The following is a 25,565-nucleotide window of genomic DNA, read 5'->3' as shown; positions in this document are numbered from 1 at the left end:
TCAAACTCTCACGTTAAAGAGTTGATCTCAGCTGATCACAACATTTCTAGCTTAAGCTCACATCGGTCTAGGCGTTTCCGCCCTGACCTTCGTGAGTTCGAAACGTTGGACAGCTTTATCGTCTCACGATCCAGCATTGCGCCGGATCCGCAAGGACAAACGCCGTCCGCGTTTCTCTTTCCCAGATTCACTTGTCAAAGAACTGTGCCGACTTCTGCAGGCACTCACTTAGAAAGTCAAGGAGATATTTGAGCCTTCGGCTCCAACACCTCGTCTTACTGAGTGATAGTCTTCCCGGGCGGCCCGCTGTTGCTTCAGCACCGCGTCGGGAGGCGCCGTATAGGACGGGCCAAAATCCCTGTCAATCGCGATCTCCGCAGCCCCTTCGATTTTTCTGGGCGCCGCACCATCGGCGGGTGAGCCGGATTCTCCCGGCTTCCGCCGACGGTGCGGGTGGGTGCCCGGTCAGTCGACCCTCGCCTCGCTCACCTGCCGGGGAGCGACGGGGGCTTGGCGCACCACGATCGGCGTGGTGGTGAGTTCCGACGCCGGCCGGATCGCCGCGGTCGGGCGGGCCTGCTCCCGATAGAGCGGGGGGGTGAGGTCGATCCGCTCGTCGGCGGCGGCGGTGCCGATGGCTGCGACGGTGGCGGCAGCGGCGAGGAGGATGGTGCGAATGGTCATGGTCTGGATCCCCTGTCTTCCGGGGTGCGCCCCGGTTCGTGAGGGGAAGATGCGCCGCACCGCACCATCATTCAAACAGATCGCATCGATAATCGGTATCGACGAGATCAATTGAGCGGACGCGTCCCGGCGCGTCCCGCTGCCCCTGTCGCTCTCCGGCCCGCGCGGTTAGGGCGAGACTTGTGCGTCGACCGAGGGGGGGATGCATTTTGCGAGGTCGGGAGAGGGTGGTCGTGTACCGAACCCCTCGGCACCGGCTCCGGCGCAGCGGAGAACCTCCCTCCCCTCACCGTCGTGCGATCCGTCCCACAGGCGCGCCGCATCCGCCTCGTCTCGATCCGCTCATGCGGGGTCCGGATGTGCCTCGTCCTCCGTGCGGGCGGCCGGTGCTGCGAGGCGGTCGAGGAAGGGAGCGGCCGCATGGTCGGCGGCGCGCTCGATCGCCCGGTAATGAGCCACGAGGTCGGCGCCGAGGGGGGACAGGCGCGCCCCGCCCCCTGCCCTGCCGCCGATCTGCGCATCGACCACCGGCTGATCGAAGCCCTTGTTCATCTCCTCGATCAGCATCCAGGCCCGGCGATAGGACATGCCCAGTGCCCGCCCGGCAGCCGCGATCGAGCCGTGCCCCGCGACCATCTCCAGAAGCTGTACCTTGCCTGGCCCGATACGGAGGCCGGGCGCGAGATCGATGCGAATGCTGAGCCGGGCCATCGTCTCGTTCCTCGTGTGCACCCACCGCGATGCGGGGATCATGCCGCGCCGACGCTATACCTTTCATGCCATACCGAGGCACGGCTACGGCGCCCCCTTCGCGCAGGTCCACGGAAACGGGCGGCCGATACGGAGGGCGATGGCTGACGCCGGCCGGCGCCGGGTGTCCCAACCCCCCTGCCCCCTTGTCGCTCGGTGAAGGTCGCCGGGACGGGCGGTACCACCGGAAGGGACAGGCTTGCCATCCGCGCGCCTCGCGTTACCCTGCGCTATATTCAACCGAGCATAGCGCGCTGGAGCGTTCCCTCGAATGCGTCGTGTGATCCGTAGCAGTCTCCTCGCCGCCCTCCTCCTGGCGGCCGGCTCGGCGCAGGCGGCCGAGACCGCGACGGTCTTCGCGGCGGCGAGCCTGAAGAACGCCCTCGACGATGCCGCCAAGGCGTTCACCGCGCAGTCGGGCGTCACGATCCGGGCGAGCTACGCGGCCTCCTCCGCCCTGGCCCGGCAGATCGAGAGCGGGGCGCCTGCGGACCTCTTTGCCTCGGCCGACCTCGAATGGATGGACTATCTCGCCGGGAAGACCCTCATCCGCCCGGAGACACGGGTGAACCTGCTCACCAACCGCCTCGTGGTGGTGGCGCCCAGGGACGCGAAGGCGACCAGCATCGCCCTCACGCCCGAGGGCTTCGCGGCCGCTCTCGGGCCCGATGGGCGGTTGGCCACCGGTGAGGTGAACTCCGTGCCGATCGGCAAATATGCGAAGCTCGCCTTCGAGAAGCTCGGCCTGTGGTCCGGCCTCCGCTCCCGCCTTGCCCAGGCCGACAACGTCCGCGCGGCTCTGGCCCTCGTCTCGCGGGGAGAGGCCCCACTGGGCGTCGTCTACGAGAGTGATGCGACGTCGGAACCCGCCGTGAAGGTCGTCGGCGTCTTTCCGCCGGACAGCCATCCCCCGGTCGTCTACCCCTTCGCCGTCACGGCAGACGCCAAGGGCGACGGGGCGAGACGCTTTCTGGATTTCCTCCGGAGCGCCGCCGCCAGGCCCTTCTTCGAGGCCCAGGGCTTCGGCGTCATCGAGGGCGGCCGGCCGTAACGGAGCCCGGCCTTTACACCTGCGCCACGACCGGTCGCCCCGGCCCTTCGCGCCAGGACCGTTTCGAATTTTCCCGACCGCCCCATCCACCCGCGCCGACGGCCGGCCGACATTCATCGAGGGAACTCCGACAATGCTTGGCGCCCGCGTCCTCGTCGTCATCGGATCGTCGCTGCTCCCGGCGATGCAGGCATCGGCCACCGAGCCCCCCGCCTGCGCGGGCTTCAAATGGCCGGTGTCGCAGGAGCGGGCCGCCTTCACCGAGCCCAGCCTGCCTCGTCTCACCTCGGGATCGGCCGTGCCCGCGGGGGTGGAGGCGATGGCGCTCGCGCTTCGGCCGGCCTCGGCCGTGACCCTGCCTGTGCCGCCGGGCAGGACGGCCAAGCCGGGGACGTTCTCCGGCTTCGTGACCGCCACCGTCGCCTCACCGGGCACCTATCAGGTGACGCTCTCGGAAGCCGCCTGGGTGGACCTCAGCCAGGACGGCCGGACGCCCCTCGAGCCAGCAGCCCACAGCGGGACGACCGGCTGCCCGGAGGTCCGCAAGACCTTGCGCTTCGCGCTCCGGCCCGGAACGGTCACCGTGAGCATCGCCAACGCGCCGACCGATCGGATCGCCATCGGCCTCCGACGCGCCGAGTAAGGTGGGTCGGCCCCGGCCTCCCGGACTGGCTCGCCCCACGGTAGCAGAAGGCCGCCGTATCCTGGCTCGTGCAGTGACGCACTCACTTCGCTCGTGCGAGCCTGCACTCGCTCATTGTTTTTGCATCAATTTTTCCAGTCTCGGCTGACACCTCCGACTGGATCGATGCACCAGGGAACTCACCGACCGATCGGCTGCGGAGATGGGGGACGCGCCCCATCTCGCGGATCGCGCGCCCACGCCCGCACGCGCGGCTGTCCTCGATCGCACCCGCCCGCCCGGCCGTCCCACATGCCGCCCGCGAGACCGACCTCCCGAGACGACAATGGGCGTCGGCATGCGGCCACGCTGCGACGGGATGTCCCGAAGTGTCGGAAATGGCTCGCGATATTCCCTTTTGATGCATCGCCGCGCCTTGCATAAAATAAGTAATTGCGTAGCGATCACGGGAATGTTACAAGAAGAAGATTAAAACAATCTTTCGATTAATCAACAACAAAGAAACACAACGATAAGAGAATAACAGCAATATTCATGGCAGAAGTGTCCCACGCTCAGAAGCAATCGCCCGTCGGTCCGGCGCATCGTCGCCTCGGCAAAGTCCAGATGATCGCTGAGAAGGTGGCCATGTCTGCGATGCAATCAGTCTTGTGCCCTATAAAGTTGAGACCGCCGATTTTAAGATTTTTTGGGGCAAAAATCGGAAGAAATGTTCGGATCGCTCAGAAGGTTATGATCGGTCAACCGACAAATCTTACTATTTCCGACGGCGTCGGTATCAACATCGGATCATTTATCGATTGCTCTGCGCCCGTGTTCATCGGAGAAAGAGTGAGGATCGGCTATGGTGTTATCATCAATACCGGTTCGCATATGGTCAGTCAGAGCGTCTATCGAAGAAGTTCAGACGATCACATCCGCCGCCCGGTAAGAATTGAGCGAGGATGCTGGCTCCAGACACGCTGCATGATCTCTCCCGGCGTCGTCGTGGCCGAAGGATGCGTGGTGCTGGCCCATGCGGTGATCACGAAAAGCACGACCAGCAACGGCGAATATGCGGGCCTGCCGGCCGTTCGGAAGCGCAGTCTGTCCGTTTCCGACGATGAGACGGAGGTGCGCGCCATCGGCGGCATCGTGGAGCCGTTCGTGGCCGAGGGCGCACGGAAGCGGTCTGCCGCCGGTCGGTAGCTGCGGCCCTCTGCGCGGCCGCGTTTCGAGAGTTCGGCCCCGGACCGACCGCTTACACCGAAGGCGATGTCCTCTCGATCACGAACCGGATTGCCACGTCCTCATCGCACGCGCAAAGCGTCAATCCAGGCTCCCGCCATCGGATATCCTCGTGACTGGGATCAGCGTGGGACCGGTCGTCACCGAGGAGCGTGTCCGGCGCTCAGACCAAGGAGCCAAGTCCTTGCTTTGCTGAGGCGAACTGTTGGCGCACCCGACACGATTCGAACGTGTGACCTTTGCCTTCGGAGGGCAACGCTCTATCCAGCTGAGCTACGGGTGCTGACCGTTCCTCTCACCTAACCCAAGCGGGCGGGGAGCGCAACGGTGGTGTGGCTGTCCTGTCGGGTGCGGTACGGAGATCGGCCGTTCACTTCCCGTCAGCGGTGGCGGGAGGCTCCGGTCGCCGAGCGGCCTGCGGGCCGGGCGTCGGCCGAGGCGCGGGTCGAGGGGTATAGCGGAGCGTTCGTTTTTCGCCGGCGCGAAAGCCCGCGGGAGGGCCCTGACGGTTCCGGCCGCGCGCACATAGATCAAGGCTGTTCCCTCGCATGAGATCCCCGTGCTCCGCATCGCCCTCCTCGTCGTCGTCGCCGTGTTCCTGGCGCCGATCGCCGTCTCCGCGGCCCTCTATTGTTGTCGCAACGACATCGCCGACTGGCGCTTGGCCGACCGGTCGAGTGCGGGGCTTCTGCCGCCCGCCGCCCGAAAGCCGGAGGCGGTGGTGCGCGTGTTCTCCGCCCGCACCGTCAGCTGGCGCGGCATCGTCGCCACCCACAGTTGGATCGTGGTGAAGGGTCCGGGCGAGCGCGCCTACCGGCGGTACGATTATACCGCCTGGGGCATGCCCATCTGGATCGACCGCTTCGTGCCCGATGGGCGCTGGTTCGGGAGCGTGCCGGAGGTGGTCTTCGCCGCCGACGGAATCGAGGCGGAGCGGATGCTGCCGCGCATCCGCGAGGCCATCGCCACCTATCGCTACGCGAAGGTCGGGGATTACCGGCTCTGGCCGGGGCCGAACTCCAACACCTTCGTGGCGACGGTGATGGGCGCCGTGCCCGAGATGCGGGCCAGCCTGCCGGCCACCGCCATCGGGAAGGATTTCCCCTACGACGGACGCTGGATCGGCGCCACGCCCTCCGGGACGGGCTTCCGCATCAATCTCGGCGGCTATCTTGGGCTCACCCTGGGTTGGGTGGAGGGCGTGGAGGTGAACCTCCTCGGCGCGGTGGCCGGGCTCGACCTGCGCCGCCCCGGCCTGAAGCTGCCCGGCCTCGGCCGGGTCGGGATCTGACCCTCCGCGCCGCCCTCAGCCATCCCGCTGGGACTTCAGGCCGCTCGTCTCGCCGTCACCCCGATCGGTCGGCCCGTCCCCGTCGATCTGACGGTTGCCCGCGTGGTCCTGATACTGTTCGGTCTGGATGTTCTTGCTGTCGAGGCCCCGTTCGTCACCGTGCTGGGCTTTGTCGCGGTTGCTCAACACCATGTTTTCGGGAAGGACGCCCTCCGGCAATTCGGTCATCGCGCCGGATCCGGAGCCTTTGCCCTGGGCGCCCGGACCGGCCCCGTGCTTCTTCGCATTTGCCATCGCTCGATGTCTCTCCCATGCCGGTTTCGACGCATGGGGCCAACCGGGCTGACCCGGCGGCGTTCCGGGCCGTGACGGGATGGCACGATGCCCCGGGGGGGCGTCGCTTGAAAGCACGGGGGAGTTCCGCGACGATGGCGGGGCGAGGGCGCGGCGCGGGCCAGGACCATCGGCGGGGATGGATCGTCCACGGAGTGGCGACGGAATGGCCGGAACGATCGACCGCGCGACCCTCGACAGGCTGATCGCCTCAGGGAGGCGGCAAGGCTCGCTCACGGCCAGCGAGTTCCAGGGGGCCCTGCCCATCGACGGCCTGGAGGTCGATGCCCTCGTCCTCCTGATGCTCGAACTGGAAGAGGCCGGCGTCACCGTCGAGCCGGATGCCTTCGGCCCCCGCGTAGAGGGCGGCGCCGTGCCGATCCTCGACCTGCCGCCACCGAAGGCCGAGCCGCCCCCTCCGCATTCCGTCGCGGCCGATGGGGACGGACGCCCGGCCGACACCGCCCGGATCGATCCGGGGACGGCTCCCCCATCCGGCGGGAGGGAGGGTGACGACGGTGTCGGCCGGGTCGTCCTGCTCTGCGGCCTCGCCCTTCTCCTGATCCTCGGCGGGATCCTCATCCTGATCTGAGCGCCGAGCACAGGTCGAGGCACCGCCGGGTCGCTCCACCCGCGTCGGCGAGGCGGGGCGCGTCAGGGCGGTCCGGAACTGCCCCGGCCATCCCCTCCGCCCCAGCTCCCGCCGGCACGGAAACCGGACCCGTCAGGCGCCCACCGTTGTCGATTCCGGTGGCAGCGCCGGCTCCTCCGCGAGGAAGGGCAGGACGGTGGCGGGGAACCGCTCGGGATCCTGCGCGTGCGGAACGTGGACGTAGCCCGGCAGGATCGCCGGCCGCGCGTCCGGCAGGCCCTCCGGTCCCGGCCGCGCCGTCATAGGTTGGCCACGTTTCTGGCTTGGTCAGATCCCGGTTCCGCAGGCCGACATTCGCCCTGCCCTCCGCGCCGAGACCGCCACCCATGCCGATGCCGAGCGGCCCTGACACAGCGACGGCCGTGGCCGACGGTCTCGATGCGCCCGGCGGGGAGACGCCAACCGGCGGCATCGCCCGCGCCGGACGGGAACTGACGAACCTCCAGGTCCTGCGCGGCCTCGCCGCCGTCCTCGTCCTCCTCCACCACATCGCCGCCTACGGGCAGTTCCTGCGGGGGGCCGCCCGTCCCTTCCCCGTCCTCGACGACCGGATGGGCATCTGGGGCGTGGCCCTGTTCTTCTCGCTCTCCGGCTACCTGATGGCCGGCCTCGTCACCCGCGATCCGCCCCTGGTCTTCCTGGCGCACCGGGTGAGCCGGATCTTCCCCTCCTACCTCGCCGTGGTCGCCCTGGCCGCCGCCGTCTTCGCGGCCCTGCGCCTGGATTTCGGGGGCCTGTCCCTCCTGTCCCTGTCGCTCGCTCCGGCGGGGCCGCGCAGCTACCCGCTGAACGTCGAATGGACCCTGGTCTTCGAGGTCAGTTTCTATGTCGGCCTGTTCGTCCTCGCGGCGGCGGGGCGGACGCGCTTCGTCGTGCCCCTCGCCCTGGCCTGGCTCGGCCTGCTCGCCGCGACCTGTTTCCTGGCGCCCGGCATCAGCGCCGTAATGACCCCGGCCGCCTACGAGCTTCCCCTCGCGGCGGCCTGCGTCGCCTTCGCGGCCGGGCTGCTCCTGCCGCGGGGACTCGCGGCGGGACTGCTCCGCCCGTGGTTCGGCCTCCTCGCCGTGCCGCTGGCCCTCGCCAGCCTGTCCGTCGATGACGGCGCGGCGCGGGCGCTGTCGGGGATCGCGGCCGCCCTCGTGGTCGGCGGTGCCGTGGTCGCCCGGCCGGTCCGCCGGGAGGGGCCGGTGGGCGCCTCGCTCGGCGCCCTCGGGGATTGGAGCTACATGCTCTACCTCGCCCACCCGCCGGTGCTGATGCTGGTGAATTGGGCCTGCCCACCCCGGTGGCCGGAGGCGGCCTTCGCCACCCTCGGCCTCGCCGGATCGCTGGCCGCGGCGGCGCTGCTCGGCCCCCTCGACGTCGCCCTCTACCGGCGCCTGCGCGCCCGCCTCGGCACCCTCGGGCCCACGGGGCTGCGCCGGCTCGCCACGGCTTTTATCGCGATCTTCACCGGCTGCGCCGTCTGGGGCAGCACCGACACGGCCCGCAACGACTGGGCGGAGCACCGCGCGAGGAGCGCCCTCGCGGCCCTCCCGGCGGAGGACTGGGCGACGCCCGCCAGCGCCAGGGCGGCCCTCGCCGCGAAGGGGCTCGCCCTGCCCGCCTCCCTCCATGGGCGGATCGAGGAGGCCACGCGGCATCCCTCCGGCGATGCGTTGATCCGCGCCGTGGCCTTCGACACGGCCAAGCCCGACCGCACCCTCCACCTCGCCCTCTTCTGCCAGGGACGCCTTCTCTCGGTGGACCGGCCCCGCCGGATGCGGCGGGACCTCGCGGGCCAACCCGGTTACGAGGGCCTCGGCAGCCGCCGGATCGGGTACACCCTGCGCCTGCCGACGGAGCCCTGCGCGCCCGAGGGCGTCATGGCGGTGGCGGTCGACGGCGGCGGGCGGATGGCCGTTCTGCCCGGGCTCACGGGCCGGGAGTGACGACGGCTGGATCGCCGCGCGCGGGCGTGCTCTTCTGAGGCTAGTCGCTTGGGAATCAGTGAGCGTTCAGCGAGGTCGCCCGTGTTCCGCATCGTCCGCATCTTGGGCCTCGCCCTCGGCCTCATCGGCGGCGCCCTGGCGGCCCAGGCCCCGGAATTCGCCCAGCAATACGCCCAGCGCCTGGGCGGTGCGGCGGACGAGCTCCGCCGCCAGATCGCGACCCTCGAAGCCGATGCCCGGGCCAACGGCACCTCGCGGGACGAGGCCGTCGCCAAACTGCGCGCCAACCCCGACGACCTCGTGGCCCGGCGCGGCGCGGCGGCCGAGGCCGACATCGCGCGGCTCGCCCGGCTCTCGGCCCAGCAGCAGGCGCTGACCGAGGCGTCGAGTCCCCTCGGCCGCACGGTGGCGGTGATCCGCGATCCCGATCCCGCGATCGTCGGGGCGACCCTCGGCGCCTACCAGCCCGCCGTGCCCACCACCGCCGACGGCCTCACGGCGGGCCTCCTCGGCTTCCTCGCATCGTGGGGACTGGTCCGGGTGGCGGCCGATCTCGGCCGTTCCGTGCTCCGGCGGCGGCCGCGGGAGACGGCGCGGGCGGCGTAACGGTCTCGGAGGGCGCCCGCCGACCACCGGGAAGGGCGGGGTGTTGCCCCCCGTCTACAGCGCTGTGCCCGATGCTTGCTTATCGAGCCGGGATACGCTCGCTCGGGATCGGAAGGGGCGCACCATGCCGCGCGCATCGACACGGACGATCGATCCCGCCCTCGACGCGGCGGCCATGCTGCGGCGTGTCGGCTTCGTCGGGCTCTTCGTGGTCCTGCCCGTGCTGGCGCAGGTCGCCCGCCGGGCGGCGGTTATCCTCGCGCCCATCGCCGTCGTCCTCCTGATCATCGCGAGCGCCATCGACCGGCGGCAGCGGCCCGTGGCGCCGGCGATCCGCGGACTGGTCACCGCGCCCGCCTTCCTCGCGGGGATGCTGGTGGTGGTCTGGTCCGGCCTGTCCCTGGCCTGGACGCCCTTCCTCGGCCCCGCGGGCGAGCGCCTCGCCAACCTCCTGGCGACGGTGGGGCTGGCGCTCGCCGCCTACCTCGCCCTGCCGGACCGGATGCGCTCGGCCAACCTCTACCTCCTGCCCCTCGGGGTCACGGCGGGGGCCATCGTCGGCATCATCCTCGGGGCGTACGGCGCGCGCCTCGCCCCCGGCTCCGAGGACGATGGCGCCCTGGACCGCGGACTCGTGCTGCTGATCCTGCTGGTCTGGCCCGCGGTGAGCTGGTTGCGCTCGCGCAACCGGGACCGTGAGGCGACCGTCGTCGCGCTGCTCGTGGCTCTCGCCCTGACGGTCCAACCGGACGCGACGCAGATCGCCGCTCTCGCCACCGGCGCCGTCGCCTTCGCGATCACGAGCTTCCGTCCGAAGCTCGGCACGCGCCTCACCGCCTGGATCTGCGCGGGCCTCCTCGCCGCGGCGCCGCTCCTGCCCTTCCTGGCCCGGCCCGTGGCTACGGCGCTGTTCGGGGGCCTGAGCCCGGCCGCCCTCTCCCTGAAGAGCTGGCAGCGGGTGGTGACGAGCGAGCCGGTGCGCCTCGTGACCGGCCACGGCTTCGAGACCGCCCTGCGCGGCCGCTTCGCCGGGCTCGTCCCGCCCAATGCGCCGACCACGGCCCTGTTCGAATTCTGGTACGAACTCGGAATCGTCGGCGCCTTCGCCGCCGCCCTCGGCCTGCTCGTCGCGATCCGCCGCACCGGCGGCGGTGCGCCGACCCTCGTGCCGGGGGCGATGGCCTGCTTCGCCAGCGCCTTCTCCTTCGCCTGCCTGGGTGTCGGGCTCACCACCGTGTGGTGGCTCGCGACGCTCGGCATCGCGGTCATGGTGTTCGTGGCCGTGGAGCGGGGCCAGTTCCGCACAAGCCGCCCGAAGGTGGCCCGCCTGCGCGTCCTGCCGGACGACGCGGGCGCCGGACCCGTCCGTCGCTGAGGGAGCCGACACCTCCCGTCGGCTCGTCCCGGCTCCCGTCCAGGGCCACCCTCCCGGCGAGCGTGACGGGGCGACCGGACGGCGCTACGCTCGACGACAACGCGCCGGCCGACCGGCCTCGCCTCGCCCCGCCGGGGGGTGACGTTCCGTGGGGCGTCCCTCCATCCTGCCCGCGAGCCTGAGTGGAGCAATCCAGGGCGGCGGGACGTCCGTCGCCGGTGGCGCCACTGGGTTGCCTCGCTCTCTCCGCGAGGACGGTGGGACGTCCGCGGCTGCTTGCCGGTGCATCGATCCAGACGGAGGCGTCAGCCGTGTCTGGATCGATGCACTAGCGAAGGACCTGCAGGGAGACGTAGCTCGTCCCGCCCATGCCCAGCGCCCGGGCCGAGCCTCGGGACAGATCGATGATGCGCCCGTGCACGAAGGGGCCGCGATCGTTGATCCGGACGACGACCGAGCGACCGGTCTTGCGGTTCTCGACCCGCACGCGGGTACCGAAGGGCAGGGTGCGATGGGCGGCGGTCATGCCGTTGGGATTGAACCTTTCACCGTTCGCCGTCCGATGCCCGCTTGCGTACCAGGAGGCTCCACCGCTCTGGGCGGCGGCAGGGGCAACCGAGCCGCCGGCACAGGCCAGGGCTCCGAGGACGAGGGCGAACTTACCGAAACCGACCTTCATTGTTCCGCGCATTCCCTTGTTGTTAGCGGGGCGGCGCCAGTCGTCGCGGAAACGGGCTGCAATAAGGCGGAATTTGTGCAGTCTATCGCGCCACAATTATGCCGTATTTTGCCTGAACTCGGTCAAAACTTCCGGTCTTCGCGCGGATTTACTTCGGGGCAAATATTGTCGAAGTGAAAAATCATTTGAGGATGTATCGGCCAGTAGCGCTGATCTTCGCTACGAAACCCCGAAAGATGCGAGAATTGTCCTAGCGTTGCGCTCCGCGAAGACCTGCTGCCCGCTGAGGCTCGGGCTGCGCGGCCCGGAGGCCGGACGGGGCTGACCCGCCGGACGCGGCCCCGGAGGCGGCGTGCCGACGGCGATCGGCGCAGGAACGGGGGCCCGCAAACCGGGGCGGGTCAGAACGGGACGCTCGGCGGGGAAGAATCGGAACGCGGCCTTTACCGTAGCAGCCGCATGGTCTGCCGGTCAGTCGCGTAACCGGTGTGTCTCAATGGCTTCCCAGCGTACCGTGGTGGCCGACGCCCTCGCCCGGAAACAGGTCTCGCGTGCCGGGCGGCCCGCGTCGGCGCCACGGATGGGTCTTCCCGCCCAACCGTCGCCCCTCAGGTCGAGGGTACAGCCCGCCTCCGAGGGCTTGCCCCTCGATACGGTGCTCGTCGGCGATTGCATCGCCGCGATGAACGCCCTTCCGGCGGCCAGCGTCGACTGCATCTTCGCCGATCCGCCCTACAACCTGCAGCTCGGCGAGGCCGGATTGCTGCGGCCGGACCAGAGCAAGGTCGACGCCGTCGACGACGACTGGGACAAGTTCGCGAGTTTCCCCGCCTACGACGCCTTCACCCGCGAGTGGCTGGCGGCCGCCCGGCGGATCATGAAGCCGAACGCGACCCTCTGGGTGATCGGGTCGTACCACAACATCTTCCGCGTGGGCAGCGCGTTGCAGGATCTCGGTTACTGGATCCTGAACGACATCGTCTGGCGCAAGGCCAACCCGATGCCGAACTTCCGCGGCAAGCGGTTCACCAATGCGCACGAGACCCTGATCTGGGCCTCGCGCTCGGCGGATTCGAAGGCTTACACCTTCCATTACGAGGCGCTGAAGGGGGGCAACGAAGACCTCCAGATGCGCTCTGACTGGTTCATCCCCCTCTGCACGGGGGACGAGCGGCTGAAGGACGGCGAGGGCCGCAAGGTCCACCCGACCCAGAAGCCCGAGGCGCTCCTCGCCCGCACCCTCCTGGCCTCCACCAATCCCGGCGACGTGGTGCTCGATCCGTTCTTCGGCACCGGCACCACCGGCGCCGTGGCCAAGCGGCTGGGCCGGCGCTTCATCGGCATCGAGCGCGACCCCGGCTACGCCGCGGCGGCGCGCAGCCGGATCGCCGGGATCGAGACCCTGTCGCAGGCCTCTCTCCTCGTCGCGCCGACGAAGCGCGCGGAGCCGCGCGTGCCGTTCCTCTCGGTGATCGAGGCGGGCCTCGTCCGGGCGGGCGAGACCCTGACGGACGAGCGCGGGCGCTTCCGCGCCACGGTCCGCCCCGATGGGCAACTCGACAATGGCTTGCTGATCGGCTCGATCCACAAGGTCGGCGCCCTGGTGCAGGGACTTCCGGCCTGCAACGGCTGGACCTTCTGGCACGCCGAGCGCAACGGCCGCCCGATGGTGATCGACGCCTTCCGCTCCGAGATCCGCGCCACGATGGGCGCGGCCTGACACGGGGTGTCGAGAGGGCGAGCCCCCTCGTGGGGTCCAGGGGCGAAGCCCTTGGGCTCTTGCAGGGCGCTGCCCTGCACCCGCCAAAGGACCCGGTCCTTTGGGATCCTCCTACTTCTTCCGGATCGGCGCGGCCGAGGCGGGCCTGCGGGAGAGCACCTTCGGCACGGGGGCACGGCGGGGCGGCGGCTCCGGCGGCGGCGGCGTCGCGAGGTCCGGCTCCGGCGCGGGCGGTGGCGGCGGCGCGGGAAGCGCGAGCTTCGTCTCCAGGGCGAGGGCCAGGGCCTTCTTCATCGCGCCGGGCAGCGGCTCATCGCCCATGGCGGCGGGGAGCGTGAAGCGCATCCCGTCGGGGGCCGCCGTGTCCGCCGCGACCTTGGCCGTAAATACCGTCAACTCCAGCGGGAAATGGGTGAAGACGTGCCGCACGGTGCCCAGCCGCTTCCAGCGGGCGTCGAGGGGCGCGTCGAGGAGCGCGTGGGCGGGTTCGTAATCCGTCCGCCACTCGCTCGTCGGCGGTTCGGCCATGGCGCCGAGGAGCCCGCTCGCCGGGCGGGTGCGGAGCAGGATCGCCCCGTCGCCCGCCCGCTGGACCACGAAGGCCGCACCCCGGCGCAGGGCCCCCGCCACCTTCTTGAGCTTGCGCGGGAAGGTGTCCTGCGTGCCCTCCCGCCGGGCCCGGCACGGGCGCATCCACGGGCAGAGGGCGCAGGCGGGGCGCTTGGGCGTGCACAGCGTCGCGCCGAGGTCCATCACCGCCTGCGCGAAATCGCCCGGCCGCTCCTGCGGCACCAGCGTTTCGGCGAAGCGCCGGAGGACCGGCCGGGCGCCGGGGAGGGGCTCCTCCACCGCGAAGAGGCGCGAGACCACGCGCTCCACGTTGCCGTCTACCGCCGCGGCCGGGCGGTCGAAGGCGATGGCCGCGACGGCGCCCGCCGTGTAGGCGCCGATTCCCGGCAGCTTGCGCAGGCCCTCGACCGTCTCGGGAAAGCCCCCCGCCGCCACGACCGCCTTGGCGCAGGCATGGAGGTTGCGCGCGCGCGAGTAGTAGCCGAGCCCCGCCCAGGCGCTCATCACCGCCTCCTCCGGCGCGGCGGCGAGAGTGGCGATATCGGGGAATCGCTCGAGGAAGCGGGCGAAGTAGGGCTTCACCGCCGCCACGGTGGTCTGCTGCAGCATGATCTCGGAGAGCCAGACCCGGTAGGGGTCTGGCACCGCACCCGGCAGGGCGCGCCAGGGCAGGACACGGCGGTGACGGTCGTACCAGACCAGCAGGTCGGCTGCGTCCGGTGTCGGGTCCGGCTCCCGGTCCTGTCTTGAGTGCGACGCCGCGGGCGTTACCATGGGGCCGCCTTAACCGGTTTTTCGCGCCGGCGGGAGCAGGTTTCTGCCGTCCGCCCGCATGCGGACGCCGCGCCAGGGCCGCCACGGGACGGGAGCGATGACACGACGCAACGGACCCGCACGGCCCAAGCCGCTGGCCGACCTCATCGAGGAATGCATCGGCCCGGCCTTCGCCGCGCAGGGCTTCGCCTCGACGGATATTCTCTCGGCGTGGCCGGAGATCGTCGGCGATCGCCTCGCCCGCTACTGCCGCCCGGCCAAGCTCGAATGGCCCCGCCGCCGCAGGGGGGGCGGTGGCGAGGGTGGCGACCGGCCGGAATCCGGCACGCTGATCGTACGCGTGGAGGGCGTGTTCGCCATCGAGTTGCAGCACCTCGCCCCGGTCGTGATCCAGCGCATCAACGCGCATTATGGCTGGGCCTGCGTCGGCAAGATCGTGCTCAAGCAGGATCGCGTCGGCCCCCGGGGCGCTGCCCCGCCCGGCCCCCGCATCGATCCCGTCCGGCGCGGTGAGGTGGCGCAGGCGGTCTCGGCCATCGCCGACGACAACCTGCGCTCGGCCCTCGACCGGCTCGGCATCGCGGCGGTGGCGACGCCCGACCGGGCGAAGGAGAGGCGGTGAGCCGCCTTGCCAGCCTCCTCAACCGCGGATACCCGGTGTCCGAGATGAGGAAGCGCCCATCGGCGGAGGCATCGCAGCCATGACCACTCGACGCGACGTAGTGAAGCTCACCGGCCTCGCCGCCGCCGGGCTCGCCCTTCCCGGCCTGACGGCCAGGGCCTTCGCCCAGGAGGCGGACAAGGCGGACAAGGGCGTGGATATGGCCGCCCTGCTCCAGCCCGGCCCCCTCGGGGACGTCTGGCTCGGCCCGGCGGACGCCAAGTGCACCATCGTCGAGTACGCCTCGATGACCTGCTCGCACTGCGCGCGTTTCCACGCCGAGACCTGGCCGGAGCTGCGCAAGCGCTACATCGACACCGGCAAGGTCCGCTTCACCTTGCGCGAATTTCCCCTCGATCCGCTCGCCACCGCCGGTTTCATGCTGGCGCGCTGCGAGGGCGACAAGATGTACTATCCCGTGACCGACCTGCTGTTCGACCAGCAGAAGAACTGGGCCTTCACCCAGAAGCCGGTCGACAACCTGGAGCAGTTGCTCAAGCAGGCGGGGTACACGAAGGAGAAGTTCGAGGCCTGCCTCAAGAACGAGAAGATCTACGCCGGCATCAATGCCGTGAAGCAGCGCGGCCTCGATACGTTCAAGGTCGACTCGACCCCGACCTTCTTCATCAACGGTGCCCGCTACAGCGGCGAGATGACCCTCGACGCCATGGAAAAGGTGATCAAGCCGATCATCGGCGCCTGAGGCCGCCGGACCCCGTTTCCCCCTCGCCCGGAGCCGTACTACGGACCGGGTGGGGCCATGGGGTGGAGGACCCGCCGGAAAAGGCGGAAACGATAATAATTTCAGAGGGTTGTGGTGATGGCGCACCGCCTTGACACCCAAGGTAGGCGAAACTATGGTGCGCCCCGCTTGAAGGGGGCTTCCGGCACTGCCACGATCCACCCGACCCGAGGGTTTGAGCCGTGAACGGCGACGACACGAAGGGCGGCGGTCAGGGTGCGGGAACGCCACCGGAGAGCGACCTCTCCGCGAGGCTCAGGCGTCTCGAGACGCAGATTGAACGGAAGCGGCCGTCGGCCGCTCCCGGCACGTCTGCGCGCCCTCGGGACACTAGCCGCACCCCGCTCGGGCAGGCGATGACGCTCTCCACGGAGTTCGTCGCCGGCGTGATCGCGGGGGGCATCCTCGGCTGGATCGCCGACCATCTCCTGGGGACCAAGCCCTGGGGCATGATCGTGCTTCTGCTGCTGGGATGCGTGGCGGGCTTCTACAACGTGATGCGGGCCTCCGGGTTCGCCGGGCGGGGTCCCAGCGGGGCACGGCCGGGCGGATCGTCGGGGACGGGCCCGGGCGATGAGACGGGTGCCGCACCGGCACTGGAGAGAGAGAAGAAGGGCGGGAGCGGGCATGGCGGTCACGATTGACCCGATTCACCAATTCGAGCTGAAGTCGCTCGTGCCGCTCGGCCATATCGGCCATCAGCAGCTCGCCTTCACCCAGTCGGCCCTGTACATGTTCGCCGCCGTCGGCGTGATCGCCCTGATCACGATCGTGGCGACGTCCTCCCGGGCGGTGGTGCCGGGGCGGATCCAGTCGCTGGCTGAGATCTTCTACGAGTTCATCGACGACACGGTGCACCAGGCGACGGGCGACCAGGGCAAGAAGTTCATGCCGCTGGTCTTCTCGCTCTTCATGTTCGTGCTGGTCCTGAACCTGTTCGGCATGATCCCCTACGCCTTCGCGGTGACGAGCCACCTCATCATCACCTTCGGGCTGGCGGCGCTCGTGATCAGCGTCGTGGTGGGCTACGGCGTGTACAAGCACGGCACGCACTTCTTCGGCCTGTTCGTCCCGTCGGGCGTGCCGAAGCCGCTGCTGGCGATCCTCGTGCCGATCGAGGTGATCTCCTTCATCTCCCGGCCGATCAGCCTGTCGGTGCGTCTGTTCGCGAACATGCTCGCCGGTCACATCGCGATGAAGATCTTTGCCTTCTTCGTGGTCCAGCTTCTTCTCGCAGGGGCCTGGAGCGTGCTATCGCCCCTCCCGCTGTTCCTGACGATCGCCCTGACCGCTCTCGAATTCCTCGTGGCGGCCCTCCAGGCCTACGTCTTCGCGACGCTCACGGCGATCTACCTCAACGACGCCCTTCACCCCGGCCACTGACCGGCCGGCCCTCCCCGCGGCGAATGTCGCGCACGTTTCTCGAGAAAGACCTCAGGAGTTATCATGGATCCCGTCGCTGCGAAGTACATCGGCGCCGGCCTCGCTTGCCTCGGCATGGCGGGTGCGGGCATCGGCCTCGGCAACCTGTTCGGTCAGTTCCTTGCCGGCGCCCTTCGCAACCCGTCGGCCGCCGACGGCCAGCGCGCCACCCTCCTCCTGGGCTTCGCCCTCACCGAGGCGCTCGGCATCTTCTCGCTGCTGATCGCGCTGCTGCTGCTCTTCGCCGTCTGATCGGCGACCCGCCGGGGCCCGCCAGGGCCCCGGCATCCGCGGCGCCCCCCATGCGCCGCACTCGTTGGGGAGTGCCCGTGAGCCGGGCGCCCTCACCTCCGGGCGTCCCCGCGACGCCCTCCCGACGGTGTTTTCCCGGACCGGTTTGATGGCGCAGCCGAACCCTCTCACGACTCCGCCCCCCGGCGCCGACACGAAGGTCGTGCCCGGCCATGTCGAGCACCCGGAGGCGCATTCCGGTGCCTTCCCGCCCTTCGAGACGTCCGGCTTCCTGGCCCAGATCATCTGGCTCGCCCTGGCCTTCGGACTGCTCTACTACCTGATGGACAAGGTCGCCCTGCCGCGCATCCGCGGCATCCTGCACGACCGCGCCGAGCGGCTGCGCGGCGACCTCGACAAGGCGCAGGCCATGAAGGCCGAGGCCGACGCCGCCGGCGTCGCCTACGAGACCTCCCTGCGCGACGCCCAGAACAAGGCCCGCGACATCGCCCAGGCCACCCGCAACGAACTCGCCGCCGAGGCCGAGGGGAAGCGCAAGGCCCTGGAAGCCGAGCTCAACACCAAGCTCGCCGCCTCCGAGGCCACCATCCGCAGCCGCACCGAGGCCGCCATGGGCAACGTGCGCGGCATCGCCGGCGAGACGGCTTCGGCCATCGTCGAGCGGCTGACCGGCCAAGCCCCCGACCAGGCGAGCCTCAACCGGGCGCTCGACGCCACCGCCCACTGACGGAAGATCGCCATGCTGCTCGAAGCCGAATTTTGGGTTGCCGTCGCGTTCGTCGTCTTCATGGCGATCGTCTGGAAGGTCGGCGGCTTCACCACCATGACCAAGGGGCTCGATAGCCGCGCGGTCCGCATCCGCCACGAACTCGACGAGGCCAAGCGCCTTCGCGAGGAGGCCGCCGCCGTGCTGGCCGACTACAAGCGCCGTCAGGTCGAGGCCGAGAAGGAGGCGCAGTCGATCGTCGCCGGGGCCCGCGAGGAGGCGCAGCGCGCCGCCGAGGAGGGTCACCGCAAGCTCGACGAGTTCCTCGCCCGCCGGACCAAGGCCGCCGAGACCAAGATCGCGCAGGCCGAGGCCCAGGCCGAGGCGCAGGTCCGTGCCGCGGCCGCCGAGGCGGCGGTCCGCGTCTCCGAGACGATCCTCAAGGAGCGCCTCCAGGGCGAGGCCGCCCAGGGGCTGATCCGCTCCAGCCTCGGCGAGATCCGCACCCGCCTCAGCGCCTGAGCGCGAACCGCAGTCCGAAGACGACAAAAGCCGCCCTCACCGGGGCGGCTTTTTTCATGGTCCGGGTCATGGATCCCAAAGGGCCAGCCCTTTGGTGGGGTCCAGTGGCGAAGCCCCTGGGATTGAGCGCTTCCCGACAAACGCGTCCTCCGGGATCCCTTTGGTCAGTCCTCGCGCTCGCCCTCGACCTCGCGGGTTTCCTCGACCTCCGGCGCGACCTGCCCGAAGTTCAGGACGGCGACCAGGGCGACGCCGCCGAAGAGGTTGCCGAGGAGGGTCGGCAGGAAGAAGCGCCCCGCATAGTCGCCCAGGGAGGCGGCCCCGGTGACGACGAGGTAGAACGCCTCGACAGAGCCGGCGACCACGTGAGCGAGGCTGCACAGGGAGACGAGCCACGTCATCAGCATGATGATGAGGGGCGCGGCGCTCCCCGTCGCCGGCAGGAACCACACCATCAGGGCGATCATCCAGCCCGCGAAGACCGCCTTCACGAAGGTCGCCGCGAAATCGTGGGCGATGGCGTCGTGGCTGATCTCGGCGAAGGCTTTCTGGACGTCCGGGCTGAAGGCCCCGGCATGGGCGATCAACACCGAGATGGCGAGGGTGCCGAGGATGTTGCCGAAGAGGACGATGGTCCACAGGCGCAGCACCCGCCAGCCGGTCTTGGCCGAGCGGTCGTGCAGGAGCGGCAGCACCGGGGTGATGGTGTTCTCGGTGAAGAGCTGCTGCCGTCCGAGGACCACGACGAGGAAGCCGACGGAGTACCCCATCGTCGTCACGATCTTGGACCACTCCGCCTCGGGCAGGAGCGATTTGAGCACCCCCGGCACGATCATCGACAGGGCGATGCTCAGCCCGGCGGCGAAGGCCGAGAGGAACAGGGCGCCGCCGTGCCGCCGCAACTCCTCGTCGCCGCCGAGGCGGATCGCCTCGTGGAGCACGTAGGCGTCGGGCCGGGCGATCTCGTCCACCGTCCTCAGGATTTCGTGCCGCCTCGCCTTGGTGTCGCTCTTGTCGCGCTGCGGCATGGGTCCCTGATCTCCGCCGTCCCGAGTGGTCGCATTTCCGGCAAGCGGCCGCGTCAGGCCGTGAGACGGGCCACCAGGGCCTCGATCTCGGCGACGGCGGCCGCTAGCGCCTCCGGGTCCCGGGCGCGGGCCACGATGCGGTTGCGGAAGCCCTCCGGCGTCATCATCGGATAGGAGCCGATCGAGACGGTGTCGTAGCGCTTGGCGATGGCGCCGAGGTCGCCCGCGTAGGTGCCCTCGGGCACGCCCTTGGCCTCGACGGTCACGGATTGCATCGCCGCCCCGCCCCGGAGGGTCGGACCCACGGCGTCGAGCATGACCTGCATGATCGCTGGCACCCCGGCCATGACCATGACGTTGCCGATCCTGAAGCCCGGGGCCTTCGAGATCGGGTTGGCGATGAGGTCCGCGCCGAAGGGGATGCGGGCCATGCGCAGGCGCGCCTCGTTGAGATCCTCCGGCTTGTGCCGCTCCAGCAGCATCGCCCGGGCGCGCTCGTCCACGTCGATCTCGACGCCGAAGGCCTGTGCGACGCAATCCGCGGTGATGTCGTCGTGGGTCGGGCCGATGCCGCCCGTCGTGAACAGGTAGGTGTAGCGGGCGCGCAGGGCGTTGATCGCCTCGACGATCATCTCCGCCTCGTCGGGGACGATGCGGACCTCGCGCAGGTCGATGCCGGCGGCGGTGAGGTAATCGGCGATGGTGCCGATGTTCTTGTCCTTGGTACGCCCGGAGAGGATCTCATCCCCGATCACGAGGATGGCGGCGGTCACGGAGTCGGGCTCGGCGTTCATCGGACCTGTCGTGGCGGGGTGTTTTCACGGTGATGCGTGTTGGGGCAGATAGCGCGGGCCGGCGCCGGCGCCACGGTGGCGTGCCGCGAGAAATTTCGGAGCCCTTCCCATGCTTTGGCCCTCGCCGCTCACCGAGGGGCGGCTCCTGCGCCGCTACAAGCGCTTCCTCGCGGACATCGAGACGGCGGAGGGCGTCGAGACGGTCCATTGCCCCAATCCCGGCGCGATGATGGGTCTGCTGGCGCCGGGGAGCCGGGTGATGCTGTCGCGCTCGGCCAATCCGGCGCGCAAGCTGCCCCTGACCTGGGAGCTGGTCGAGGCGGATCTGCCGGGCGGGCCGCAATGGGTCGGCGTCAACACCCACCGGCCCAATGCCCTCGTGGCGGAAGCCTTCCGGAACGGGCTCATCGCGCCGCTCGCCGGCCACACGGCGCTGCGGCCGGAGGTGCGCTACGCGCAGGCGAGCCGGGTGGATTTCGTCGCGGAGGGCCCGGCCGGGCCCTGCCATGTCGAGGTGAAGAACTGTCACCTCCTGCGCCGGGCCGGCCTTGCCGAGTTTCCCGATTGCACCGCCGCCCGCAGCGCCCGCCACATGCGCGACCTCGCCGCCGTCGTGGCGGGCGGCGGCCGGGCCCTCGTCGTCATCGTGGTCCAGATGCAGGCGGACGCCTTCGATGTCGCCCGCGACATCGATCCGGCCTTCGACCGGGCCTTCCAGGAGGCGCGGGCGGCCGGGGTCGAGGCCAGGGCCTATCGCTGCACGGTCGGTCCGGAGGGGGTGGCGGTGGCCGGGGAGATCCCCGTCCTCACGCCCGCTCGAACATCAGGTTGAGACGGGTGGCCCCCACCTGCCGGTAGCCGTGGCGCCCGAGCAGGGCGGGGAGGTCGAACTGCCATTGCCCAATCCCATTCTCGACGATGAGCACACGCGGCAGCAGGGAAGCGGGCGCCTCGCGGAGAAAGGGCTCCAGGATCAGGTCCTCGGCGCCCTCGACGTCGAGCTTCATGCCGTCGACCCGCTCCAGCCCCTCCGACCTCAGGAGGTCGAGGAGAGTGATGGCGGGGACGGTGATCTGGGCGCCCTCGTTGGTCCCGACGATCCGCAGGCTCGATTCGCCCCGGTTGCGCGGATCGATGAACAGGGTCAGTTCCCCCGCCTTGTCCGCGACGGCGCAGGCCACCGCCTTCACCGTGTGGAACGGGTTCTGTGCGATGTTGTAGGAGAGCCGGGCGAACACGTCGTGCTGCGGCTCGACCGCGACGATGCGGGCCTGCGGGCCGGAGAAGGCCGCCACGCACAGGGCGTAGGCGCCGATATTGGCGCCGACGTCGAGGAAGACGCAGTCCTGCGGCAGGTGCTCCCGCAGGAAAGCGCGCTCTTGCGGATCGAAGAACTGCGGCGTGAACAGCACCTTCTTCTCGCAATTGTTGTTGTAGGGGTGCAGCCGCATCTTGGCGCCGAAGCGGGTCACGTCGAGGGGCTTGCCGCCGAGCAGCGAGATCGCGATACGCCGGAGGAACAGGGCGATGCGGCGGCCGTGCCACGTTTCCGCGCCCAGGCTGCTGGTACGCCGGGTGATCGCGGCGACGAGGCCGGCGGGGGCGAAGGTTCCGAAGGGGCGCGAGTCGCTCATGGCCGCCGGGTGATGCCAGCCGGCCCGCCAAGCTGCAAGCGTCGCTTGTTGCAAGCACGCGTTGTCGCGGCGGTGCGGGCTCGGTAAGCGGAAGCGCGATTGCGCGGGGTGAGTGCGGGAATGGACAGTTTCGATTCCGACGGCGTGCGGATCGCCTACATCGACGTCCCGGCGGCCTCGGGCCGGGGAGACGCGATCCTGCTGATCCACGGCTTCGCCTCGAACCACGCGGTCAACTGGGTCAACACCCAGTGGGTGCGGACCCTCGCCCAGGCGGGCTACCGCACGGTGGCGCTGGACAACCGGGGGCACGGCGAGAGCGAGAAGCTCTACGATCCGGACGCCTACTCCTCCGAACACATGGCCGCCGACGCCGTCCGGCTGCTCGACCATCTCGGCATCGAACGCGCCCACGTCATGGGCTACTCCATGGGCGGGCGCATCACCGCCCACGTCGCCCTCGATCATCCCGCCCGGGTACGCACGGCGTTGATCGGCGGCCTCGGGATGCACCTCGTGGAAGGTGGCGGCCTGCCCTCGGGCATCGCCGAGGCCCTGGAAGCCCCCGCGGGAACGCCCGCCGCCAACCCGACGGCGGCGGCCTTCCGCACCTTCGCCGAGCAGACCCGGAGCGACCTGCGGGCGCTCGCCGCCTGCATGCGCGGCTCCCGCCAGACCCTCAGCCGCGGGGAACTCGCGCAGATCGAGATGCCGGTGCTGGTCTCGGTCGGGACCCTCGACACCGTGGCCGGCTCCGGCCCCGGCCTCGCCGCCCTCATGCCCGACGCCCGCGCCCTCGACATCGAGGGCAAGGACCACTCCACCGCCGTCGGCGCCCGGCCCCACCGGGAGGGCGTGCTGGCGTTCCTCGCGGCGCAGCCCTGACTTGCACAAGCTCGAGCGTTTTCGGGTAAATCCGGATCAGACGCCGCCCCCGTCTTTGCGAGCCTCGGCGAAGCAATCCAGGGCAGCGCGACCCGACCGAACGTGGCGGATCCCCGGATGGCTTCGCTTCGCTGGCAAGGACGGCGCCGCAGGCGATCCGGATCAAACCGAAAACGCGCTCGTGCAGTGACGCACTCACTCCGTTCATGCAGGCCTGCGTTCGCTCATTGTTTTTGCATCACTTCTTCCAGCCTCGGCTGACGCCTCCGACTGGATCGATGCACTAGCTCTTCAGCCGGTACCCGGTGCGGAAGATGTACGTCACCAGTCCGAGGCAGATGACGAGGAACAGGCCGGTCATGGCGAGGCTGACCCCGATGCCGACGTCGGCGGTGCCGAAGAAGGCCCAGCGGAAGCCGCTGATGAGGTAGACGACCGGGTTCGCGAGGCTCAGCGTGTGCCAGAAGGGCGGCAACATGCTCACCGAATAGAAGCTGCCGCCGAGGAAGGTGAGCGGTGTCACCACGAGGAGGGGCACGAGCTGCAGCTTCTCGAACCCGTCCGCCCAGAGCCCGATGACGAAGCCGAACAGGCTGAAGGTCGTCGCCGTGAGCAGCAGGAAGCCCAGCATCCAGAGGGGATGGTCGATCCGCAGGGGCACGAACAGGGCCGAGGTCGCCAGGATGATCAGCCCGATCAGGATCGATTTCGAGGCCGCCGCGCCCACGAAGCCCAGCACCACCTCCAGGGGGGAGATCGGCGCCGAGAGGATCTCGTAGATCGTGCCGGCGAAGCGCGGGAAGTAGATGCCGAAGGAGGCGTTGGCGATGCTCTGCGTGAGCAGCGAGAGCATGATGAGGCCGGGCACGATGAACAGCCCGTAGGGCACACCGTCGACGGCCGAAACCCGGGAGCCGATGGCCGCCCCGAACACCACGAAGTACAGGGTCGTCGAGATCACCGGCGCGAGGATGCTTTGCCCGGCGGTGCGCCAGAAGCGGCTCATCTCGAACCGATAGATTGCCCGGACCGCCGGCCAGTTCATGCCGCCCATCACGCCGCCTCCCCGCGCACCAGTCCCACGAAGATGTCTTCCAGCGAACTCTGCTCGGTGCGCAGGTCGCTGAACCGGATGCCTGCCTCGGCCAGCGCCGTGAGGAGCCCGGTGATGCCGGTGCGCTCGGCCTTGGTGTCGTAGGTGTAGACGAGTTCCCGCCCCTCCCCGGCCAGCGCGAGGCCGAAGCGGTCGAGGCTCGCGGGGATGGTCTCCAGCGGCGCCTGCATCTGGAGGATCAGCCGCTTGCGGCCGAGCTGGTTCATCAGCGCCGCCTTCTCCTCGACGAGGATGATCTCGCCGCCGCGGATCACGCCGATCCGGTCGGCCATCTCCTCGGCCTCCTCGATGTAATGCGTGGTGAGGATGACGGTGACGCCCTGCCCGCGCAGGTCGCGCACGAGCTGCCACATGTCCTGGCGAAGTTCCACGTCCACGCCTGCCGTCGGCTCGTCGAGGAAGAGCACCCGCGGTTCGTGCGAGAGGGCTTTGGCGATCAGCACCCGGCGCTTCATGCCGCCCGACAGGGTCATCAGCCGGCTCGACCGCTTGTCCCACAGGGACAGGGAGCGCAGCACCCGTTCGATATGCCCGGGATCGGGCTTCAGGCCGAACAGCCCCCGGGAGAAGCTCACGGTGTTCCACACCGTCTCGAAGGCGTCGGTGGTCAATTCCTGGGGCACGAGGCCGATGGCCTTGCGTGCCGCGCGGTAATCGCCCGCGATGTCGTGGCCGTCGACCGTGACGCGCCCGCCGCTCGGGGTGACGATGCCGCAGACGATGTTGATGAGGGTCGACTTGCCAGCGCCGTTCGGGCCGAGGAGCGCGAAGATCTCCCCTCGCTCAATGGACAGGGACACGCCCTTGAGGGCGCTGAATCCCGAAGCATAGGTCTTCGAGAGGTTCGCGATGGAGATGATGGGCATTGGCCGGGGATCTGTACGGGGTGCGGGCGTATAGCACTTGGCGCCGCCCCGCTCACGGGCCGACAGGTGTGCGGGCGCACGCTGGCTCGGGAGATGCGGCGCGGGCGGCCGCCGCGCGCCGCCTCAGCGTTCCGCGCTCCCCCTGCGGGCGAAGCCCTCCACGACGGCGAGGCATTGGGACCGGGCCGCCTCGTCCTCGATCCGGCAGAAGGCGGCGAGCAGAGAAGCGCATTCCTCCTGGGAGGCTCGGCTCGGCTCGCGGGAGGCGGGGCGATCGATCAGGGCCTCGACCGGCAGATCCAGGGCCGTCGCGATCTGGGTCAAGAGGCGTGCACGCCCGTGCGAACTCGTCTCGTCCGGCGTCGTCACAACGTTTGCCGCCTCTGCCATGACGATGTCGCCCCGTGATCTCAGTCCCGTGGACGCCGTCGCACCTGCGAAGGTACGCGGCACCATTTCGCAAAACTGAGCCGTTTGCAACCGAAAGGTTCAATGCATCCCATCGGACCGGATGTCGATCCAGGCTGCGTTGAGCTCTTCGTTTCCTATGTTAAACTTTATAAACCACAGAATCACGTGAAACAACCGCAATTGAATTGCACGATAGGCCCTATTGCAAGGTGCAAACCCTCGCAATAGGGCCTATCGTGCAA

The 25,565-nt window shown here is 69.7% G+C and carries 29 protein-coding genes, 1 tRNA gene and 1 pseudogene; 18 read left to right on the top strand and 13 right to left on the bottom strand.

Annotated features, from left to right (window positions below; genetic code table 11):
• Window positions 1-465: 465 nt before the first annotated feature.
• Entirely contained in the window at window positions 466-684 is a 219-nt protein-coding gene (locus MFF06_RS21725; protein WP_238208070.1) for a hypothetical protein, read from the bottom strand.
• A gap of 342 nt (window positions 685-1,026) precedes the next feature.
• On the bottom strand, window positions 1,027-1,395 hold the full coding sequence (locus MFF06_RS21720) for a winged helix-turn-helix domain-containing protein (RefSeq protein ID WP_238208068.1): 369 nt from the start codon (window positions 1,393-1,395) through the stop codon (window positions 1,027-1,029).
• 310 nt (window positions 1,396-1,705) lie between these two features.
• Here MFF06_RS21720 and modA point away from each other — a divergent pair, with 310 nt between their 5' ends.
• The 3 genes from modA (at window position 1,706) to MFF06_RS21705 (ending at window position 4,316) form a co-directional block, all read left to right on the top strand.
• Entirely contained in the window at window positions 1,706-2,485 is a 780-nt protein-coding gene (modA, locus tag MFF06_RS21715) for a molybdate ABC transporter substrate-binding protein (RefSeq protein ID WP_238208067.1), read from the top strand.
• Between the two features lie 133 nt (window positions 2,486-2,618).
• On the top strand, window positions 2,619-3,128 hold the full coding sequence (locus MFF06_RS21710; RefSeq protein WP_238208065.1) for a hypothetical protein: 510 nt from the start codon (window positions 2,619-2,621) through the stop codon (window positions 3,126-3,128).
• Between the two features lie 534 nt (window positions 3,129-3,662).
• Window positions 3,663-4,316 carry an acyltransferase gene (locus tag MFF06_RS21705; RefSeq protein WP_238208063.1) on the top strand — a complete coding sequence of 218 codons (654 nt, stop codon included), beginning with the start codon at window positions 3,663-3,665 and terminating at the stop codon, window positions 4,314-4,316.
• 245 nt (window positions 4,317-4,561) lie between these two features.
• Here the strand turns inward: MFF06_RS21705 and MFF06_RS21700 are convergent.
• Window positions 4,562-4,638 (bottom strand) — tRNA-Arg (locus MFF06_RS21700).
• Window positions 4,639-4,908: 270 nt separating this feature from the next.
• Between MFF06_RS21700 and MFF06_RS21695 the strand changes: the two genes are divergently transcribed.
• Window positions 4,909-5,646: a DUF3750 domain-containing protein gene (locus tag MFF06_RS21695; protein ID WP_238208078.1), complete on the top strand. Its 738-nt coding sequence runs from the start codon at window positions 4,909-4,911 to the stop codon at window positions 5,644-5,646.
• 15 nt (window positions 5,647-5,661) lie between these two features.
• Here the strand turns inward: MFF06_RS21695 and MFF06_RS21690 are convergent, their stop codons facing one another.
• Window positions 5,662-5,940, bottom strand: a complete 279-nt coding sequence (locus tag MFF06_RS21690) for a hypothetical protein (protein WP_238208061.1) — start codon at window positions 5,938-5,940, stop codon at window positions 5,662-5,664.
• Between the two features lie 205 nt (window positions 5,941-6,145).
• Between MFF06_RS21690 and MFF06_RS21685 the strand changes: the two genes are divergently transcribed.
• Window positions 6,146-6,571, top strand: coding sequence for an RNA polymerase sigma factor region1.1 domain-containing protein (locus tag MFF06_RS21685; protein WP_238208059.1), 426 nt, complete (start codon window positions 6,146-6,148; stop codon window positions 6,569-6,571).
• A gap of 132 nt (window positions 6,572-6,703) precedes the next feature.
• Here MFF06_RS21685 and MFF06_RS21680 read toward each other — a convergent pair whose 3' ends face one another.
• Window positions 6,704-6,874, bottom strand: coding sequence for a hypothetical protein (locus MFF06_RS21680; protein WP_238208057.1), 171 nt, complete (start codon window positions 6,872-6,874; stop codon window positions 6,704-6,706).
• A gap of 83 nt (window positions 6,875-6,957) precedes the next feature.
• On the opposite strand from MFF06_RS21680, the gene MFF06_RS21675 reads away from it, so the two are divergent.
• The 3 genes from MFF06_RS21675 (at window position 6,958) to MFF06_RS21665 (ending at window position 10,543) form a co-directional block, all read left to right on the top strand.
• Entirely contained in the window at window positions 6,958-8,562 is a 1,605-nt protein-coding gene (locus MFF06_RS21675; RefSeq protein WP_238208055.1) for an acyltransferase family protein, read from the top strand.
• Between the two features lie 81 nt (window positions 8,563-8,643).
• Entirely contained in the window at window positions 8,644-9,168 is a 525-nt protein-coding gene (locus MFF06_RS21670; protein WP_238208053.1) for a DUF2937 family protein, read from the top strand.
• Window positions 9,169-9,292: 124 nt separating this feature from the next.
• Entirely contained in the window at window positions 9,293-10,543 is a 1,251-nt protein-coding gene (locus MFF06_RS21665; RefSeq protein ID WP_238208051.1) for a peptide ABC transporter permease, read from the top strand.
• 328 nt (window positions 10,544-10,871) lie between these two features.
• On the opposite strand, the gene MFF06_RS21660 is transcribed toward MFF06_RS21665, so the two are convergent.
• Complete coding sequence (locus MFF06_RS21660) at window positions 10,872-11,222, bottom strand: septal ring lytic transglycosylase RlpA family protein (protein WP_238208049.1); 351 nt, start codon at window positions 11,220-11,222, stop codon at window positions 10,872-10,874.
• 496 nt (window positions 11,223-11,718) lie between these two features.
• Between MFF06_RS21660 and MFF06_RS21655 the strand changes: the two genes are divergently transcribed.
• Window positions 11,719-12,942: a site-specific DNA-methyltransferase gene (locus MFF06_RS21655; protein ID WP_283207303.1), complete on the top strand. Its 1,224-nt coding sequence runs from the start codon at window positions 11,719-11,721 to the stop codon at window positions 12,940-12,942.
• Between the two features lie 111 nt (window positions 12,943-13,053).
• Here MFF06_RS21655 and mutY read toward each other — a convergent pair whose 3' ends face one another.
• Entirely contained in the window at window positions 13,054-14,286 is a 1,233-nt protein-coding gene (gene mutY / locus MFF06_RS21650) for an A/G-specific adenine glycosylase (RefSeq protein ID WP_238208047.1), read from the bottom strand.
• Window positions 14,287-14,383: 97 nt separating this feature from the next.
• On the opposite strand from mutY, the gene MFF06_RS21645 reads away from it, so the two are divergent.
• The 7 genes and pseudogenes from MFF06_RS21645 (at window position 14,384) to MFF06_RS21615 (ending at window position 18,591) form a co-directional block, all read left to right on the top strand.
• Window positions 14,384-14,908 carry a DUF721 domain-containing protein gene (locus MFF06_RS21645; protein ID WP_238208045.1) on the top strand — a complete coding sequence of 175 codons (525 nt, stop codon included), beginning with the start codon at window positions 14,384-14,386 and terminating at the stop codon, window positions 14,906-14,908.
• Between the two features lie 79 nt (window positions 14,909-14,987).
• Entirely contained in the window at window positions 14,988-15,650 is a 663-nt protein-coding gene (locus MFF06_RS21640) for a DsbA family protein (RefSeq protein ID WP_238208043.1), read from the top strand.
• A gap of 221 nt (window positions 15,651-15,871) precedes the next feature.
• A pseudogene (locus MFF06_RS21635) lies at window positions 15,872-16,219 on the top strand (AtpZ/AtpI family protein); the annotation flags it as partial.
• Between the two features lie 97 nt (window positions 16,220-16,316).
• Window positions 16,317-17,072, top strand: a complete 756-nt coding sequence (locus MFF06_RS21630) for a F0F1 ATP synthase subunit A (protein ID WP_238208041.1) — start codon at window positions 16,317-16,319, stop codon at window positions 17,070-17,072.
• Window positions 17,073-17,135: 63 nt separating this feature from the next.
• Window positions 17,136-17,363 (top strand): F0F1 ATP synthase subunit C, encoded by a 228-nt coding sequence (locus tag MFF06_RS21625; RefSeq protein WP_007566773.1) that lies wholly within the window; start codon window positions 17,136-17,138, stop codon window positions 17,361-17,363.
• A gap of 148 nt (window positions 17,364-17,511) precedes the next feature.
• Window positions 17,512-18,090 carry a F0F1 ATP synthase subunit B family protein gene (locus tag MFF06_RS21620; RefSeq protein WP_238208039.1) on the top strand — a complete coding sequence of 193 codons (579 nt, stop codon included), beginning with the start codon at window positions 17,512-17,514 and terminating at the stop codon, window positions 18,088-18,090.
• A 15-nt stretch (window positions 18,091-18,105) separates the two neighbouring features.
• Complete coding sequence (locus MFF06_RS21615) at window positions 18,106-18,591, top strand: F0F1 ATP synthase subunit B family protein (RefSeq protein ID WP_238208074.1); 486 nt, start codon at window positions 18,106-18,108, stop codon at window positions 18,589-18,591.
• Between the two features lie 164 nt (window positions 18,592-18,755).
• Here the strand turns inward: MFF06_RS21615 and MFF06_RS21610 are convergent, their stop codons facing one another.
• Together MFF06_RS21610 and MFF06_RS21605 are read right to left on the bottom strand one after the other, a co-directional pair.
• Window positions 18,756-19,619: a formate/nitrite transporter family protein gene (locus MFF06_RS21610; RefSeq protein WP_238208037.1), complete on the bottom strand. Its 864-nt coding sequence runs from the start codon at window positions 19,617-19,619 to the stop codon at window positions 18,756-18,758.
• Between the two features lie 53 nt (window positions 19,620-19,672).
• Window positions 19,673-20,413: a competence/damage-inducible protein A gene (locus MFF06_RS21605; protein WP_238208035.1), complete on the bottom strand. Its 741-nt coding sequence runs from the start codon at window positions 20,411-20,413 to the stop codon at window positions 19,673-19,675.
• 109 nt (window positions 20,414-20,522) lie between these two features.
• On the opposite strand from MFF06_RS21605, the gene sfsA reads away from it, so the two are divergent.
• Window positions 20,523-21,245 (top strand): DNA/RNA nuclease SfsA, encoded by a 723-nt coding sequence (gene sfsA, locus MFF06_RS21600; protein WP_238208033.1) that lies wholly within the window; start codon window positions 20,523-20,525, stop codon window positions 21,243-21,245.
• Here the strand turns inward: sfsA and MFF06_RS21595 are convergent.
• Window positions 21,220-22,047, bottom strand: coding sequence for an FkbM family methyltransferase (locus MFF06_RS21595; protein ID WP_238208031.1), 828 nt, complete (start codon window positions 22,045-22,047; stop codon window positions 21,220-21,222). The two genes, sfsA and MFF06_RS21595, sit on opposite strands and share 26 nt — an antisense overlap.
• Before the next feature lie 120 nt (window positions 22,048-22,167).
• Here MFF06_RS21595 and MFF06_RS21590 point away from each other — a divergent pair, with 120 nt between their 5' ends.
• Window positions 22,168-22,932: an alpha/beta fold hydrolase gene (locus MFF06_RS21590; RefSeq protein WP_238208029.1), complete on the top strand. Its 765-nt coding sequence runs from the start codon at window positions 22,168-22,170 to the stop codon at window positions 22,930-22,932.
• Between the two features lie 283 nt (window positions 22,933-23,215).
• Here the strand turns inward: MFF06_RS21590 and MFF06_RS21585 are convergent, their stop codons facing one another.
• The 3 genes from MFF06_RS21585 to MFF06_RS21575 form a co-directional block, all read right to left on the bottom strand.
• The gene (locus tag MFF06_RS21585; RefSeq protein WP_238208072.1) at window positions 23,216-23,977 is read right to left on the bottom strand and encodes an ABC transporter permease; all 762 of its coding nucleotides are present in this window, start codon (window positions 23,975-23,977) and stop codon (window positions 23,216-23,218) included.
• An 8-nt stretch (window positions 23,978-23,985) separates the two neighbouring features.
• Window positions 23,986-24,912 carry an ABC transporter ATP-binding protein gene (locus tag MFF06_RS21580; protein WP_238208027.1) on the bottom strand — a complete coding sequence of 309 codons (927 nt, stop codon included), beginning with the start codon at window positions 24,910-24,912 and terminating at the stop codon, window positions 23,986-23,988.
• Window positions 24,913-25,035: 123 nt separating this feature from the next.
• Window positions 25,036-25,302: a hypothetical protein gene (locus tag MFF06_RS21575; protein ID WP_238208025.1), complete on the bottom strand. Its 267-nt coding sequence runs from the start codon at window positions 25,300-25,302 to the stop codon at window positions 25,036-25,038.
• Window positions 25,303-25,565: the final 263 nt, after the last annotated feature.

It is taken from the genome of Methylobacterium aerolatum (assembly GCF_022179085.1).
GTDB lineage: Bacteria > Pseudomonadota > Alphaproteobacteria > Rhizobiales > Beijerinckiaceae > Methylobacterium > Methylobacterium aerolatum.
This window is presented reverse-complemented; position numbering and strand designations above follow the sequence as displayed.

Excerpts from the sequence above, each read along its gene's own strand:
- MFF06_RS21725 (WP_238208070.1), bottom strand. The coding sequence starts at position 684 with ATGACCATTCGCACCATCCTCCTCGCCGCTGCCGCCACCGTCGCAGCC.
- MFF06_RS21720 (WP_238208068.1), bottom strand. The coding sequence starts at position 1,395 with ATGGCCCGGCTCAGCATTCGCATCGATCTCGCGCCCGGCCTCCGTATC.
- modA (WP_238208067.1), top strand. The coding sequence starts at position 1,706 with ATGCGTCGTGTGATCCGTAGCAGTCTCCTCGCCGCCCTCCTCCTGGCG.
- MFF06_RS21710 (WP_238208065.1), top strand. The coding sequence starts at position 2,619 with ATGCTTGGCGCCCGCGTCCTCGTCGTCATCGGATCGTCGCTGCTCCCG.
- MFF06_RS21705 (WP_238208063.1), top strand. The coding sequence starts at position 3,663 with ATGGCAGAAGTGTCCCACGCTCAGAAGCAATCGCCCGTCGGTCCGGCG.
- MFF06_RS21690 (WP_238208061.1), bottom strand. The coding sequence starts at position 5,940 with ATGGCAAATGCGAAGAAGCACGGGGCCGGTCCGGGCGCCCAGGGCAAA.
- MFF06_RS21685 (WP_238208059.1), top strand. The coding sequence starts at position 6,146 with ATGGCCGGAACGATCGACCGCGCGACCCTCGACAGGCTGATCGCCTCA.
- MFF06_RS21680 (WP_238208057.1), bottom strand. The coding sequence starts at position 6,874 with ATGACGGCGCGGCCGGGACCGGAGGGCCTGCCGGACGCGCGGCCGGCG.
- MFF06_RS21675 (WP_238208055.1), top strand. The coding sequence starts at position 6,958 with ATGCCGATGCCGAGCGGCCCTGACACAGCGACGGCCGTGGCCGACGGT.
- MFF06_RS21665 (WP_238208051.1), top strand. The coding sequence starts at position 9,293 with ATGCCGCGCGCATCGACACGGACGATCGATCCCGCCCTCGACGCGGCG.
- MFF06_RS21660 (WP_238208049.1), bottom strand. The coding sequence starts at position 11,222 with ATGAAGGTCGGTTTCGGTAAGTTCGCCCTCGTCCTCGGAGCCCTGGCC.
- MFF06_RS21655 (WP_283207303.1), top strand. The coding sequence starts at position 11,719 with ATGGCTTCCCAGCGTACCGTGGTGGCCGACGCCCTCGCCCGGAAACAG.
- mutY (WP_238208047.1), bottom strand. The coding sequence starts at position 14,286 with ATGGTAACGCCCGCGGCGTCGCACTCAAGACAGGACCGGGAGCCGGAC.
- MFF06_RS21645 (WP_238208045.1), top strand. The coding sequence starts at position 14,384 with ATGACACGACGCAACGGACCCGCACGGCCCAAGCCGCTGGCCGACCTC.
- MFF06_RS21640 (WP_238208043.1), top strand. The coding sequence starts at position 14,988 with ATGACCACTCGACGCGACGTAGTGAAGCTCACCGGCCTCGCCGCCGCC.
- MFF06_RS21630 (WP_238208041.1), top strand. The coding sequence starts at position 16,317 with ATGGCGGTCACGATTGACCCGATTCACCAATTCGAGCTGAAGTCGCTC.
- MFF06_RS21625 (WP_007566773.1), top strand. The coding sequence starts at position 17,136 with ATGGATCCCGTCGCTGCGAAGTACATCGGCGCCGGCCTCGCTTGCCTC.
- MFF06_RS21620 (WP_238208039.1), top strand. The coding sequence starts at position 17,512 with ATGGCGCAGCCGAACCCTCTCACGACTCCGCCCCCCGGCGCCGACACG.
- MFF06_RS21610 (WP_238208037.1), bottom strand. The coding sequence starts at position 19,619 with ATGCCGCAGCGCGACAAGAGCGACACCAAGGCGAGGCGGCACGAAATC.
- MFF06_RS21605 (WP_238208035.1), bottom strand. The coding sequence starts at position 20,413 with ATGAACGCCGAGCCCGACTCCGTGACCGCCGCCATCCTCGTGATCGGG.
- sfsA (WP_238208033.1), top strand. The coding sequence starts at position 20,523 with ATGCTTTGGCCCTCGCCGCTCACCGAGGGGCGGCTCCTGCGCCGCTAC.
- MFF06_RS21595 (WP_238208031.1), bottom strand. The coding sequence starts at position 22,047 with ATGAGCGACTCGCGCCCCTTCGGAACCTTCGCCCCCGCCGGCCTCGTC.
- MFF06_RS21590 (WP_238208029.1), top strand. The coding sequence starts at position 22,168 with ATGGACAGTTTCGATTCCGACGGCGTGCGGATCGCCTACATCGACGTC.
- MFF06_RS21585 (WP_238208072.1), bottom strand. The coding sequence starts at position 23,977 with ATGAACTGGCCGGCGGTCCGGGCAATCTATCGGTTCGAGATGAGCCGC.
- MFF06_RS21580 (WP_238208027.1), bottom strand. The coding sequence starts at position 24,912 with ATGCCCATCATCTCCATCGCGAACCTCTCGAAGACCTATGCTTCGGGA.
- MFF06_RS21575 (WP_238208025.1), bottom strand. The coding sequence starts at position 25,302 with ATGGCAGAGGCGGCAAACGTTGTGACGACGCCGGACGAGACGAGTTCG.